Raw genomic sequence first — 13,123 nt, 5'->3', positions numbered from 1 at the left:
TTCCGTCCGCCCCCGAATACGAATTCGTAAGAAAATGACCAGTCGAAACCGGCAGAGCGAAACTTAGTCACGGAAATGGACGCGCGTCAACGGTCGGCTGCCGAGCCGCTGGTCAGCGGCCCGCGCGGACGTGCGCGGCGACCTTCCGCGCGGCCGACCGGTGCTCCGCCGAGCCGACGACGTCGGCGGCGCGGGACGCGTCGACGTACGGCGAGCGGAGGATCCCCCGGTCCTGTTTCATCCGCAGGATGCGGGTGACCGCCTGGTCGAGGCGGCTCTGCGGGATCCGGCCCGACCGCACCGCCGTGAGCACGGCGCGGTAGGCGCTGTCCAGCCGCGGCGGCATCAGGAGCATGTCCGCGCCGGCCCGGACGGCCCGCACCGCCGCCTCCGGCGCGCCGTACTTCATCGTCGCGCCCGCCATGCTCAGCGAGTCGGTCACCACGACCCCGTCGTAACCGAGCTTGTCGCGGAGCAGGCCCGTCAGCACCGTCTTGGACATGGTCGCCGGGTCGCCGGACCCGTCCAGTCCGGGGACGACGATGTGCGCGGTCATGATCATGTCGATGTGGTGGGCGATGGCGGTCTGGAACGGCGGCGCGTCGAGGCGCTCCCACGTCGCCATGGAGTGCTTGATCACCGGCAGCCCGGTGTGGCTGTCGGTCGCGGTGTCACCGTGCCCGGGGAAGTGCTTGGCCGTCGCCACGATCCCGGCCGCCCGGTAGGCGTCGACCGCGACGCCGACGAGATGGGCGACCTCCTTGGGGTCGGCGCCGAACGACCGTACGCCGATCACCGGGTTGCGCGGGTTGACGTTGACGTCGGCGACCGGCGCGAAGTCCTGGTTGATGCCGACCGCGCGCAGCTCCTCGCCGGTGACCCGCGCCGCCGTGCGCACGTCGTCGTCGGGGTTCTTGGTCGACGCGAGCGCCTTGTTGGTGGGGAACCGGGTGATGTACGGCAGGCGGGACACGACGCCCTGCTCCTCGTCGGTGCCGACGAGCAGCGGGACGCCGCCGTCCTTCGCCGCCGCGCGCTGCAGGCCGTTGGACAGCGTCGCCGTCTGCCGCGCCGTGCGCAGGTTGTTCGGGAAGTAGATGACGCCGCCGGGGTGGTACTTCGCGATCATCGCGGCGCCGGTGGCCGCGGTGGTGCCCTGGACGGTCGGGATGAACAGCTGGCCGACCTTGTCCGCCGTGCTCATCCGCGCGACGAGCGACGCGACCGGGTCGGGGGTCGGGGTGGCGCTCGGGGTGCTCCGGCCGCTCGCCGCGGTGCGCCGCGCGTGCCCGTCGTCGGAGCGGGCCGCCGATCCGCCGCACGCCGCCGCGGAGGCCACCGCCGTGATCGCGGCCACTGCGGACAGGAGCCGCAGGCCACCGGTCCGCCTCATCGCCGCCCTCCCCGAGCCGTCATCGCACCCGCACGACGCTAACGGCCGGATCGGCCCGCGGCAAACGGCCCGGTCGACGGCCGGTCACGACGAGCGGTAGCCGGGGTGCGCTCCCGGGCGGGGGTTCTTGCGCCGCTCGATTGACCCCGCGCCGCGGGCGGCCGGGTCACCGGCTGACGACGCCCGGAGTGGGCGCGTCGGCCGGTGGCCGGTCGGGCGAGCGGGTCGTCAGGCGGACGGGCTCTGGAAGTAGTGGCCCTTGTCGAGGTCGTCGAGGAGTCCCGGCTGGGTCGGCTGCCATCCCAGCAGCTCGCGGGTCAGCGCGCTGGAGGCCGGAGCGTCGGCCCCGATGAAGCCCGCCAGCCAGCCGAAGTGCTCCCCCGCGTCCTCGGGAGAGACGGAGACCACCGGGAGATCGAGGTGGCGGCCGATCACCTCGGCGACCTCGCGGATCGGCACTCCTTCGTCGGTCACCGCGTGCAGCGCCGATCCCGCCGGGGCGTTCTCCAGCGCCAGGCGGAACAGGTGGGCGGCGTCGAGCCGGTGGGTCGCGGGCCAGCGGTTGGAACCGTCGCCGATGTAGCCGGAGACACCCTTGTCGCGGGCGACGCCGATCAGGGCCGCCATGAACCCGTGATCTCCGTCGCCGTACACCGTCGGGGGCAGGCGCAGCACCGAGGAGCGGACGCCGCGGGAGGCGAGGGAGAGCGTCAGGAGCCCGGTCCCGTACCGGGTCCGCGGACCGGCCGGCACGGACTCCGGAGCCGGCTCACGCCCGTCCTCCTCGGTCGCCACCCGCCCCTGCACGAGCCCGACCAGCCCGGAGGCGAGGACGAACGGCCGGTCGGAGCCCGCGAGCACCTCGCCGAACGTCTCGACGGCGCGGCGATCCGCGTCGGCGGCGTCCTCGAAGCCCCCCGAGAAGGCGATGTCGTGCTTGAAAGCGAGGTGGATCACGCCGTCCGACGCGGCGGCCGCGTCCCGCAGGACGGCCAGATCGTCGAGAGTGCCGCGAAGCGCCTCCGCTCCGGCCGCGGTGAGGGCGGCGGCCGACGTGTCCGAGCGCGCGAGCCCGATGACCTGATGGCCGGCGCCGATGAGCTCCGGAACGACGGCGGAGCCGATCCAGCCGGACGCGCCGGTGACGAATACGCGCATGAGAAGACCTCCGAATGGTCGGCCGGCCTCGGCACGGACGTGTCCCGGGAACCGACCGATGTCAGTGACTGTCGTCAGCATAGCAAGCGATGTCAGCGGCTGTCATCGCGCTACGATCAGGGCATGGGTCGATGGGAGCCGAACGCTCGCGGCCGGCTCGCGCAGGCGGCCTTCGAGCTCTATGGCGAACGCGGGTACGAACAGACGACGGTGGCGGAGATCGCCAAGCGGGCGGGGCTGACGGAGCGCACCTTCTTCCGGCACTTCGCCGACAAGCGGGAGGTCCTGTTCGCGGGCTCGGAGATCCTGCAGGACTCCCTCGTGCGCGCCGTCGCCGACGCGCACGAGTCCGCGGCGCCGATCGACGCGGTGACCGCCGCCCTGGAGTCCGTCGGCTCCGTCCTCATGGACCGCGAGTTCTCCCGGCGGCGCCAGAAGGTCATCGACTCGACCGCGGAGCTGCGCGAGCGCGAGCTGATCAAGCTCGCGTCACTCGCCTCCGCCGTCGCCGACGCACTGCGCCGGCGCGGTGTTCCGGACCTGGCCGCCAGCCTGGCCGCGGAGGCGGGAGTCGCCGTCTTCAAGGTCGCGTTCGAGCGGTGGATCGTCGGAACCGACGAGAAGGACCTGTCGGAGCTCATCCGAGAGGCGATCGACGAGCTGAAGGCCGTGACCACCGGCCAGGACCTGCCTCAAATGGGTTGAGACAGGCCCTAAAGGCCGAGAGGCTCCAGGCCCGGGAGTTCCGCCCGGGCGGCCGTGCGGGCGCCGTCGGCGTCGGTGGCGCGGCGGGCGGCCTCGGCGGCCCGGCGGCACTGGTCCAGGGTGTGCGCGGCCACCGCGGCGCGTACCAGGGGCAGCGACCGGGCGCTCATGGAGAGCGAGGTCACGCCGAGACCGGTGAGCACGCAGGCGAGCGCCGGGTCGCCGGCCGCCTCGCCGCAGACGCCGCAGTCCTTGCCCGCGGCGGTGGCGGCTCCGGCGGCCAGCGCGACGAGGTCGAGCAGTGCCGGCTGCCAGGGATCCTGGAAGCGGGCGAGCCCGCCGAGCTGCCGGTCGGCGGCGAAGGCGTACTGGGCGAGGTCGTTGGTGCCGAGGCTGAAGAAGTCCGCCTCGGCGGCCAGGTCGGCGGCCCGCAGCGCCGCCGCCGGAATCTCGATCATGATGCCGGCGCGGGTCAGCCCGGCCGCGCGGCAGGCCGCGACGAACGACCGGGTCTCCGCGGCGTCGGCGACCATCGGCGCCATCACCCGCAGCTCGGCGTCCAGTCCGTCGGCGGCGCGGGCGAGGGCGCGCAGCTGCCCCGTCAGCACGCCGGGATGGCTGTCGAACAGGCGCAGGCCGCGTTCGCCGAGCGCCGGGTTCGGCTCGTCGTCCGGGGGCGGCAGGAAGGCCAGGGGCTTGTCGGCGCCCGCGTCCAGTGTCCGGACGACGACGCTCGGGAACGCCTCCAGCACGGCACGGTAGGCCGACTCCTGCTCCTCCTCCGAAGGGGCGGTCGTACGGTCGAGGAAGAGGAACTCGGTGCGGAACAGGCCGACGCCCTCCGCGCCGCAGGCCAGGGCCGCCTCGACGTCCTTCGGGCCGCCGATGTTGGCCAGCAGCGGCATCCGGTGCCCGTCGGCGGTGGCGCCCGGCCCGGTCGTGAGGTCGAGCGCGGCCGCCCATGCCCCGGCCGCCGCGTGGGCGGCCGCCATCTCCTGCTCGGTGGGGTCGGGGCGCACCTCGCCGGAGGCGCCGTCCACCAGCACGAGCGTGCCGTCGGTGAGGTCCGTGCAGTCGCCGCAGGCGACGACGGCGGGCACGCCCAGCGCGCGGGCGAGGATGGCGGTGTGGCTGGTCGGACCGCCGTCCCGGGTGACGAAGGCGAGGACCTTCGCCGGGTCCAGCAGGGCGGTGTCGGCCGGGGCCAGATCCCGCGCGACCAGCACGAACGGCTCGTCGGAGTCGGGGACGCCCGGCGCCCCCACGCCCAGGAGGACGGCGACGGCACGGTCCCGCACGTCGTCCAGGTCCGCGACCCGCGCGGCCATGTACTCCCCCGCGCGGGACAGCGCCGCGCGGAAGACGCCGAATGCCTCGTACACCGCGCGCGGCGCCGACAGACCGCCGTCGATCCGGTCGGTCACGAGGCCGGCCAGCCCGGGGTCCCGGGCCATCATCGCCTGGGCGCCCAGGACGTCCTGTGCCTCGCCGCCCGCCTGCGCGCCGCGCTCCTCCAGGTCCGCGCCGACGGCGTCCAGCGCGGCCAGCGCACGCGCGCGTTCGGCGTGGGCGTCACCCTCGTGACGCTGGCCGGCGGGTGGTTCGGGCACCGCCCCGGACATGGACCGCACCGGCCCGGCCGCGACTCCGGGGCTGACCCCGGTACCGCGCAGGACCTCAGGCACTCGGCTCGGTGACCAGTCCCGCCAGCTCCTCCAGCACGGCGTCGGCACCGTCGCCCTCCGCCCTGATCACGATCTCCTCGCCCTGCTGGGCGTCGAGGGCGAGAACGGACAGAATGCTCTTGGCGTTGACCGGGTCCTTGCCCGGCTTGGCCACGGTGACGTCCAGAGACGTCCTCGTGGCCGCCTGAACGAAGAGCGCGGCCGGGCGGGCGTGCAGCCCTACCTTCGTTTCCACCCTGACACGGCGCTCGGCCATGTAGTCCTCCTGCGTCATTGATCTGTCTGGGTCACCTTGTCGAGGCCGCGTGGGACGTCGGGGTCGATGCCGAGCCCACGGGCCAGCGCCTCGGTCAGCAGCTGGCCTGGCACGATCAAGGCGAGCGGCGATACCCACTCTGGCAGATCCGGACCAGGCAGTGCACACGAGGTCGCTTCGGACAGTGCCCGGCCACCGCCGATACCGTACGCCGGGGCACCCGCCGCCACCACCCGCTCGGCCAGTGCCACCGTGCCGGACAGCGTGGGCCCCGAGTCGGCGGCGACGAGGACCGCTGGCGTCTCCTCGTCGACGACGGCGATCGGGCCGTGCAGCAGATCAGCGTAGGACAGGCCCATGGCGTGCAGGTAACACGCTTCTTTCAGCTTGAGGGCCAGTTCGAGGGCGGTGCCGTACGCGATGCCGCGCCCGGACACCACCACGCCCTTCACGCCCGCGAGGCCGTCGACGATCGGTCCCAGCGCGCCGGACTCCTCGGTCGCCGTGATCAGGCGCTCCACCTCGTCGGGTGCGCGGCGCAGGTCCGCGACGTCCACGTCGGCGCCCAGGGCGATGCCGAGCACGGCCAGCGCCGCGAGCTGCGTGGTGTAGGTCTTGGTCGCCGGGACGGCCACCTCCGCGCCCGCCTTCGTTACGAGGGCGATCTGGGCGGCCTCAGCGAGCGGCGACCCCTCGCCGTTGGTGACGGCGATCGTACGGGCGCCGCAGTCCGCGGCCCAGTCCAGCGACTCGACGATCTCCTCGGTCTTACCCGACTGGCTGATGGCGACCGCGAGAACGCCGGACAGGTCGATCCGCTTCTTGTAGGTCGTGGCCACCGACGGCGAAGCGAGGGTCGCGAGCCGTCCGGCGTGTGTCTGGACCAGGTAGCTGCCGTAGACGGCGGCGTTGTCGGACGACCCGCGCGCGATGAACAGCACTTGGCGGGTCTCCTGCGCCAGCAGCCCGATCTCCGGCATCCGGGGGAGCAGAGCGTCGAGGGTGGCCCGCAGGGCGGCGGGCTGCTCGCCGATCTCCGCCCGCATGTGCGATGTGCTCACCAGAACCATCCCATCCTTCGCCTGTGATCTTCTCGTTACGTCTTCGTGTTGCTGACCTGCATTGACAGTCAGTTCTGACGTGTGGTCTAGTCCGGACTAGACCAGTCTGAACCATACTTCACCTCCCGACTTCGCCACCAGAGGTACCAAATGGGGAAGATCGACCCCACGAGTCCCGTGCCCAAGTACTTCCAGCTGCGCGGCATCCTCCTCGACCTGATCGACGACGCGGAGCTGCCCGTGGACGCGCCGATCCCGTCGGAGCGCGAGCTGTGCCAGCGGTTCGGGCTGTCCCGGATGACCGTCCGCCAGGCGGTCGACCACCTGGTCACCGAGGGCCGGCTGTACCGGGTCCCCGGCAAGGGCACGTTCGTCGCGCGGCCGAAGATCGAGATGCCGCTGCGCCTGGTGTCGTTCACCGAGGACATGCGGGCGCGCGGCCTCGAACCCGGCGCCCGGGACCTCGACCACCGCACGACGCAGGCGAACGCGAACCTCGCGCGGGTGTTCGGCATCCCGCTGGGCACCGGGGTGCACGTCATCGAGCGGCTGCGCACCGCCGACGGCGAGCCCATGGCGGTCGAACGCTCCCAGATCCCGGCGACCGTCGCCCCGGGCCTGCTCGACATCCCGCTCGGCGACGTCTCGCTGTACGACGTGCTGGAGAAGCGCTTCGGCGTCATGTTCGACGCCGGCGAGCAGACCATCGAGGCGGGGCTGGCCGACACGGCGGACGCCCGGCTCCTCGACCTGCCCCGTGGCAGCGCCGTCCTGCTGCTCCAGCGCCGGTCGTTCATGAACGGCAAGTGCGTCGAGCTCGCCGTCTCGACCTACCGCGCCGACCGCTACCAGCTGCGCGGCGCCCTGGAGATCCCCCGCCGCGGCCGTCCCAGCTGAACCACCGCCGCACCCGTCCCGGGTGAGCCGTCGCCGCGCCGTCCCGGGTGAGCCGTCGCTTCAGCCTCCGTCGACCGCGAAGCCGTCCTGACAGAAGGTGTCGCGGTCGTCGTGCGGCGACGGCGATGGCCGGCCCGGTCGGAGGGACGGCGGTGCGCCCTGCGCCTTGGCGAGAACGAGGTCCCATCGGGACCCGTCCTTGTCGGCTTTCCGCACGAACTGGACGAGCTGGTAGGGATAGCTCGGGAAGTTCAGGCAGGCCGCCCGTTCTTCGGGCTTGCCGATCACCGCGAAAGTGATCACGACCCGCCCGTCGAGCAGCCGGGCGTAGTTCCGGACCAGTGACCGGGCCTGCGCGAGCGCGTCCTCGCCGATGCCGATGCGCGCGATGGCCGCGGGATCACGCGCACGCATGGCGTCGACGAACCGGACCAGCACCGCCTCGCTGCCCGTGATCTCCGAGGCGCTCTCGGAGAACTTCCTGTCCTCGGTGAGGCGCTTTCCGAACGTCACGCCGGGCGGCGGTTTCGGAGGCTCCGGCGGCGAGGAGCATCCCGACAGGACCACCGCGGCGAGCAGACCCGCCGCGATGCCCCGTCCGTCCCGTCTCAGAAGCGTCATGCGGTCACCAGTCCAGACTCGCGTAGCCGATGTTGCGCACGGTCCTGTCGCGTCTCATCGCGAACGCGAGCGGCCGGTAGGCGTCGTAACCAACGGTCGGGCTCGAGCCGAGGCCGTGGTCGGCGATGTAGATGCCGCCCGGGTTGTCGGCGCTCTTGTAGGTGACCATGGACATGTGGTCGATGCCATCGAGCCGGTCATCCCACCACATGACGTCGCCGACCCTGACCTGGGCGTAACTCCGTCTCCAGGTGACACGGTGGTGTTTGCGGCTGAAATGGTCGTGATTCGCGCTGGCCAGGGTCCAGGAACGGGTGGCACCGGGCGCGAGCGGCGGCGGATCGGTGTTGCGCCACCACGCGGAATGGTTGGTGTACCAGCCGCTGATGTAATGCGCGCCGCCGCCATAGTGCATGACCTTCGACATGAAGTTGGTGCAGTCCTGGCGATACTGCCAGCGATCCCTGATGTGCCGAACGGCCCAGCCGACCATGCCGGAATGGCTGATCGCCGAGTGGGCGGCGCCGGCCGGCGCGCCGGGAGCCGCGTCGGGAGCCGCGTCCTTCCCGGCCGCGAAGACCTCGTCCGGTCCCAGGTGCGCCTCGGGCGCACCGGCCTGGTCCTTGGTGACCGCGTTGATCTCCCCGCCCATCGCCCACGCGTCGACGGCCGGGCCGGCCAGCTCACGCAGCATCGTGACCCGGTCGTCACCGGCGTCGACGCCGAAGACGAAGTCGGCGCACTCGCGATACTCGCTGCGGACCTTGTGCTCGTGCCCGGTGCCGACGCCATCGGCGTACACCTTGGTGCCGGACAGGTCGGCCCGAACGGTCACCGTCCTGTCCGCCGGGGAGTAGGTGACCAGCGACGAGTCCATCCGCACGGTGCTGGACAGCTGCGCCGATCCCATGCCTCGCGCGAATCCGCGCATGTCCAGCAGGTCGTTCTGGTGCGCGGCGAGCAGGGCGCGGATGGCGTCACCGACCGCCCCGGACTCGACGGCGGCGTGGGACGTACCGCCTTCGATGAGGCCCTCGCGGGCCCTGACGTAGGCGGTGGTGAGGTCGAGGAATCGTCGTGTCCCACCGGGGACGGCCACCGGGGTGATCGCGCCGGTCGTGGTCCAGGCGCCCGCGCCGAAGCCGTTGCGTGCCCGGACCCGGATCGTGTACGCGGCGCCGTCGGTCAGACCGGCGACGGTCAGGCCGGGCGTCTGGCTCCGCAGCGTCCTGACCACGTGGCCGGCGTGGTCCAGGACCTGAACGTCGTAGCCGGTGACGGCCGTGTCGGTGGCGCCGTCGCCGGTGAGCGGGGGTGCCGCCGCCCCGGAGTCGGCGGGTGGAGCCCAGGTGACCAGGGCTCCGCCGTCGCCTTGCCGGGCGGTCGCCGCCGAGACCGCGCCGGGCGCCGTGCCGGGGATGTAGGTCACCTCGACCGAGGCCTTCGCCAGGTCGTAGCCGACCGCGGTGGCCGAATCGGAGGTCACGGCGATGCCGGTGTTCGTCGCCGGCTCATGCCGCCACGAGCGGATCAGATCGGTGAGGTCCAGCGCGGCGTCCTGGAGAGTCGAGGACGTGCCGGCGTCCGGGATCGACGCGGCGACGACGTCGGCGCCGGTCGCGCCCTCGCCCGGGGCGCTCCGCAGTTGGGCCGCGATCAGACGCGCCGATGCCGGGCAGCCGCCGTGGGCGGCGCAGGTCGGGCGGCCGAGCCTGAGAGTCGCCGAGGTGATCCGCGCGCCCCGGGGAACGGCGGACGGGTCCACTTTCAGCAGGGTGACCTGTCGCCCTGAGCCGGTGCCGCCGATCCGGACCCTGGTGTCGGCGGTCAGCGCGCAGGAGGTGCCCGCGCAGTCGCCGGGCGCCGCTCTGCCGGTCCAGGCGGACATCGCCTTGTCGGTCAAGGTCGTCGACGCGGTGCCCTTCAGCGCCGGCGGGGTCTGCGGGACCTGGAACGGAACCGGTCGCGTGGCGGCGCCGCAGGCGTCCTGGACGCAGGCCTTCATCGTCCAGGTGTAGGCCGTTCCCGGACGCGTCAGGCCGTCGGGCACCCGGAGCGAGATGCGCTCACCGCCGTCCGCGGCACCGACGCCCAGCGGGCTTCCGCCGACCGGCCTACCGGCGTCGTCGTACAGGAAGAACCAGCCCGTCACCGGCATCCCGGACGGACGGGCCACCAGTCCGGTCAGGACCGGGCTCGCCGGGTCCTGGAGGTTGGTCCCCAGCTCGGTGGGAACGCCGGGAGCGTCCACGACCGCCCAGGTGACGGGCGACCAGTCGCCGACCCTCCTGCCGTTCGTGGTCCGGACCCGATAGCCGTAGACGCCCGGATTCCGCAGCGCGCCCAGAGTCAGGGTGGCCGGCCGTCCGGACGGGACACCCGTGACGGTCGCCTGCCGGACGGGCGCCCTGTCGTCGAAGTCGGTCAGCAGTTGGAAGGTGTAGTCCAGCGGCGCGCCGCCGGGGTCGGTCGCGACCGCGGACAGCGTCGGCGCGGTGCTGGTGACGACCTGCAGGCCGCCCGGAGCCTGCCGATCGGTCGGCTCCATCGTCGCCCGGACGGAGCCGCCCGGCGGGCCCGTCCGAGTCGGCGGCGCCGTGGTGCTGGGCGCTCCTCTCGCCGCCGTCCGTCCGCCCTCAGCGCGGGCCTTCCGCTGGGCCACCGGCCCGTCCGGCGACCGCTCCGTCGCCCGGGGCACGGCCGCCGCGACGGCTGCGGGTGCCGACGGCGTGAGCGGCAGGAACAGCGTCATCGCGAGCGCCATCGACCGCCTCCGGCGAACGCTCGATTCGCGGGCGGACCTGACATACGAGCTCAGCGGACCCGGCAACGGCGCCTCCAATGTCGCCGAAAGTGTCTACGCGAACACCGATGGTAATCGCCGAAGCGCCGAGCGGAACACCGTCGGCTGGCCGGATGCGGCCAGGACGTATCAACGCGCCGTCTCGGGCCTCTTTGTGGCTGCCGCCCTCCCCGCGGCAGCCATCAAGGGAGGCCCGTCATGCGCCGAAACCCATCCGCCCGCCGACCCGCCCCGATCCGGCTGATCCCGTACGGCTCGGGCCGGTCCGCCGAGATCGCCGTCCACGGTTCACTGGCCGTCGCCCTGGACTCCGGCCCGCCCCCGCGCACCCGCCCGCCGCTCGGCGTCGTACGCCCCGGCGCGCCGGACGTCACCGCGGAGGCGCGGCTCATCGCCCGGCTCGTCCTGGAGGTGCTGGCCGGCGTGCGGCCGTACCACCACCTCGCCGGCCGTACGACGCCGGAGCTGTTCGAGCACCTGGACGGGTTCGCCGCCCGGATGCCGACGCGGGCGTTGCCCCGGCTCGGCACGGTCCGGGTCTGCGCGCCCGCGCCCGGCGTCGCGGAGGTCACGGCCATCGCGGCCTTCGGGCCGCGGGCCCACGCCCTGGCGCTGCGCCTGGAGCACGGCCGGGGCCGGTGGCGCTGCGCCGCCATCGAGACCGCGCTCCCGGTCTGAGACACCGGGGGCCCGGCCGTCCGCGATCGCCTGTCGCGGACGGCCGGGACCTCAGGCGACCTCGGTCGTCAGCCGCGCTGCCCGGCGTGGTCGACCACTGCGGAGCCGAGGACCGCCTGGGTCGAGTCGCCCATGTAGCGGTAGGTCCGAGGATCGAGGATGATCTCCATGCCTCCCGTCGCACCCGGCTTCCCCCAGAGGACCGCGATGCCGTGGCGCCCGGCGTAGTCGGTGCCGTCCTTGGCGACGCGCACCCCGGGCATCAGCGCGAGAGCCCGGTAGAACGCCGCGGTCGTCCTCGGCGGCATGAGCCTGTCATCCCGCAGAATCCCGGAGATCCTGCCGAACATTCGGCCGTAATCGTCCTGGCGGTAGTGGCCGTCCTTCCGGATCCGCGCGAGCAGGGCGGCCGGATCGGTCGGCAGCACGGCGACGTAGTCGTACACCACCTTCGGCGCGGAATTCCAGATGCCGGGCCCCCCGATCCACCCCGCGTTAACGGCGGGATCAGGGCGACGCGGCGGCCGATCTCCCATCTTCGGCAGAACGCCCTTGACGTAGAGCCTGCCGCCCTGGAGCGACCGTGCCAGGCGCCTGCCGTCGAACCGCCACCACTCTTCTTCCTTCACCTTGCCGTGCAGCATCGCCTCCGGTCCGACGACGTCACCGTCCTGGAGGGCGTACTTGTCCATCCGCAGCGTGTAGACCCACTGTCCCGGCCGGGGCCGGCCGACGGACGCCTGGGTCTCGACGGTCGCCGCGGCCAGCTCCAGCGTCCGCGTCGTGAGGGCCTCCGGGGAGACCAGCGCGTGCCCTCCCGGGAGCACGGCCACGATCCCGGCTGCCGTGCAGGCCGCCGCCGCCACGCCGACCGCCAGGACCCATCCGCGCCGACGCACCGCCCGGCGCCGGGTCTGCGGAGCTCCGCTGATCTCGGCGTGCAGCCGCGCCCAGGCGCGTGCCCTGGCCCCCGTGTCCCGCGCCGGATCCGCCGGACGGACCTTGCCGACCAGGTCGATCTCGTTGTCGATCATGCGAACTCCTCCTGCAGACGAGAGGGGTCGATTCCGCCGAACGCCCGGCGGAGCTTCCCGCGAACCCGGTGGAGCCGGGACCTGACCGTGCCGAGCGGCAGCTCCAGCGCCTGCGCCGCCTCGTCGTACGTCAGGTCGGCCCAGGCGATGAGCAGCAGCAGGTCGCGTTCCGCCGCCGACAGGCGTGTCAGCGCGGAGGCGATCCGGGGACCGAGCCGCTGGGCCGTCACGCGCGCGTCGCTGCCCTCGTCGAACGGCAGCGTCATCCACTCGGCGTTCGCCCGCGCCAACGCGCGCTGCCGGCGGCGCTCGACCCGACGGTGCTCGCCGATCAGGTTCGTCGCGATGCCGAACAGCCACGGCCGGGCGTCCGGCCGGGTCAGGTCGTAGCGGGCGCGGGCGCGGAAGGCGACGACGAAGGTCTCCGCGCTGACGTCCTCGGCCACCTCGGGGCCGAGTCTGCGGACCACGTACCGATGGATGGCGTCCCAGTGCCGGTCGAAGATCTGGGAGAACCTCTCCGGCTCGGTGACGGACTCCGCGATCGCCTCGCTGTCGGTCGCCTCCCTCGTGTCAGGGGGCGGCGTGTTCTCCACCGAAGTCTCCTTTCGATGCCGTGCATCGTGCATCGGTCATCCGGTACTTGGTGGTGGGGCGCCGCGTTGTTCCGACTTTTTTCGGGAAGCACCGCTTTCGGGAGGCACCGCCCGGAAAGACCGAACGGCCCCGGGCGGAGACTTGCCTTCTAGCGATCGTTGCAACACCTCGACCCGGCAGGGGACGTGGTGGGTTTCGAGATCAGGGATCGGTCGGTCGTTCGAGGGCGTAGGCC

General features: G+C 72.9%; 12 protein-coding genes. 3 read left to right on the top strand and 9 right to left on the bottom strand.

Features of this window, described 5'->3' with window-relative positions; genetic code table 11:
• Positions 1-112: 112 nt before the first annotated feature.
• Both AB0K82_RS10425 and AB0K82_RS10420 read right to left on the bottom strand, forming a co-directional pair.
• On the bottom strand, positions 113-1,393 hold the full coding sequence (locus tag AB0K82_RS10425) for a glycoside hydrolase family 3 protein (protein WP_364395081.1): 1,281 nt from the start codon (positions 1,391-1,393) through the stop codon (positions 113-115).
• Between the two features lie 228 nt (positions 1,394-1,621).
• A complete protein-coding gene (locus tag AB0K82_RS10420; protein WP_364395079.1) occupies positions 1,622-2,551 on the bottom strand; it encodes an SDR family oxidoreductase in 930 nt (309 codons plus the stop codon).
• A 123-nt stretch (positions 2,552-2,674) separates the two neighbouring features.
• On the opposite strand from AB0K82_RS10420, the gene AB0K82_RS10415 reads away from it, so the two are divergent.
• Positions 2,675-3,256 carry a TetR family transcriptional regulator gene (locus AB0K82_RS10415; RefSeq protein WP_364395077.1) on the top strand — a complete coding sequence of 194 codons (582 nt, stop codon included), beginning with the start codon at positions 2,675-2,677 and terminating at the stop codon, positions 3,254-3,256.
• An 8-nt stretch (positions 3,257-3,264) separates the two neighbouring features.
• On the opposite strand, the gene ptsP is transcribed toward AB0K82_RS10415, so the two are convergent.
• Genes ptsP through AB0K82_RS10400 form a run of 3 tightly spaced genes read right to left on the bottom strand, consistent with a single transcriptional unit; the run spans position 3,265 to position 6,243 of the window.
• Entirely contained in the window at positions 3,265-4,941 is a 1,677-nt protein-coding gene (gene ptsP / locus AB0K82_RS10410) for a phosphoenolpyruvate--protein phosphotransferase (RefSeq protein ID WP_364395075.1), read from the bottom strand.
• Entirely contained in the window at positions 4,934-5,197 is a 264-nt protein-coding gene (locus AB0K82_RS10405) for an HPr family phosphocarrier protein (protein ID WP_364395382.1), read from the bottom strand. The genes ptsP and AB0K82_RS10405 overlap by 8 nt, the downstream gene beginning before the upstream one ends.
• Positions 5,198-5,211: 14 nt before the next feature.
• On the bottom strand, positions 5,212-6,243 hold the full coding sequence (locus tag AB0K82_RS10400; protein WP_364395380.1) for an SIS domain-containing protein: 1,032 nt from the start codon (positions 6,241-6,243) through the stop codon (positions 5,212-5,214).
• Between the two features lie 165 nt (positions 6,244-6,408).
• On the opposite strand from AB0K82_RS10400, the gene AB0K82_RS10395 reads away from it, so the two are divergent.
• The gene (locus tag AB0K82_RS10395) at positions 6,409-7,155 is read left to right on the top strand and encodes a GntR family transcriptional regulator (protein WP_364395073.1); all 747 of its coding nucleotides are present in this window, start codon (positions 6,409-6,411) and stop codon (positions 7,153-7,155) included.
• Between the two features lie 60 nt (positions 7,156-7,215).
• Here AB0K82_RS10395 and AB0K82_RS10390 read toward each other — a convergent pair whose 3' ends face one another.
• Positions 7,216-7,776, bottom strand: a complete 561-nt coding sequence (locus AB0K82_RS10390; RefSeq protein ID WP_364395071.1) for a hypothetical protein — start codon at positions 7,774-7,776, stop codon at positions 7,216-7,218.
• 4 nt (positions 7,777-7,780) lie between these two features.
• Positions 7,781-10,540 carry an amidase domain-containing protein gene (locus AB0K82_RS10385; protein WP_364395069.1) on the bottom strand — a complete coding sequence of 920 codons (2,760 nt, stop codon included), beginning with the start codon at positions 10,538-10,540 and terminating at the stop codon, positions 7,781-7,783.
• Positions 10,541-10,777: 237 nt separating this feature from the next.
• On the opposite strand from AB0K82_RS10385, the gene AB0K82_RS10380 reads away from it, so the two are divergent.
• A complete protein-coding gene (locus tag AB0K82_RS10380) occupies positions 10,778-11,257 on the top strand; it encodes an Rv3235 family protein (RefSeq protein ID WP_364395067.1) in 480 nt (159 codons plus the stop codon).
• 68 nt (positions 11,258-11,325) lie between these two features.
• On the opposite strand, the gene AB0K82_RS10375 is transcribed toward AB0K82_RS10380, so the two are convergent.
• Complete coding sequence (locus AB0K82_RS10375) at positions 11,326-12,291, bottom strand: CU044_5270 family protein (protein WP_364395066.1); 966 nt, start codon at positions 12,289-12,291, stop codon at positions 11,326-11,328.
• The gene (locus AB0K82_RS10370; protein ID WP_364395065.1) at positions 12,288-12,887 is read right to left on the bottom strand and encodes an RNA polymerase sigma factor; all 600 of its coding nucleotides are present in this window, start codon (positions 12,885-12,887) and stop codon (positions 12,288-12,290) included. The genes AB0K82_RS10375 and AB0K82_RS10370 overlap by 4 nt, the downstream gene beginning before the upstream one ends.
• Between the last annotated feature and the right edge of the window lie 236 nt (positions 12,888-13,123).

Origin of the sequence: Actinoallomurus sp. NPDC052274 (assembly GCF_040679475.1) — a bacterium.
Taxonomy (GTDB): domain Bacteria; phylum Actinomycetota; class Actinomycetes; order Streptosporangiales; family Streptosporangiaceae; genus Actinoallomurus; species Actinoallomurus liliacearum.
The sequence above is the reverse complement of the archived record's forward strand: the minus strand, read 5'-3'. Positions and strand labels throughout refer to the sequence as shown.

Excerpts from the sequence above, each read along its gene's own strand:
- AB0K82_RS10425 (WP_364395081.1), bottom strand. The coding sequence starts at position 1,393 with ATGAGGCGGACCGGTGGCCTGCGGCTCCTGTCCGCAGTGGCCGCGATC.
- AB0K82_RS10420 (WP_364395079.1), bottom strand. The coding sequence starts at position 2,551 with ATGCGCGTATTCGTCACCGGCGCGTCCGGCTGGATCGGCTCCGCCGTC.
- AB0K82_RS10415 (WP_364395077.1), top strand. The coding sequence starts at position 2,675 with ATGGGTCGATGGGAGCCGAACGCTCGCGGCCGGCTCGCGCAGGCGGCC.
- AB0K82_RS10405 (WP_364395382.1), bottom strand. The coding sequence starts at position 5,197 with ATGGCCGAGCGCCGTGTCAGGGTGGAAACGAAGGTAGGGCTGCACGCC.
- AB0K82_RS10400 (WP_364395380.1), bottom strand. The coding sequence starts at position 6,243 with ATGCGGGCGGAGATCGGCGAGCAGCCCGCCGCCCTGCGGGCCACCCTC.
- AB0K82_RS10395 (WP_364395073.1), top strand. The coding sequence starts at position 6,409 with ATGGGGAAGATCGACCCCACGAGTCCCGTGCCCAAGTACTTCCAGCTG.
- AB0K82_RS10390 (WP_364395071.1), bottom strand. The coding sequence starts at position 7,776 with ATGACGCTTCTGAGACGGGACGGACGGGGCATCGCGGCGGGTCTGCTC.
- AB0K82_RS10385 (WP_364395069.1), bottom strand. The coding sequence starts at position 10,540 with ATGGCGCTCGCGATGACGCTGTTCCTGCCGCTCACGCCGTCGGCACCC.
- AB0K82_RS10380 (WP_364395067.1), top strand. The coding sequence starts at position 10,778 with ATGCGCCGAAACCCATCCGCCCGCCGACCCGCCCCGATCCGGCTGATC.
- AB0K82_RS10375 (WP_364395066.1), bottom strand. The coding sequence starts at position 12,291 with ATGATCGACAACGAGATCGACCTGGTCGGCAAGGTCCGTCCGGCGGAT.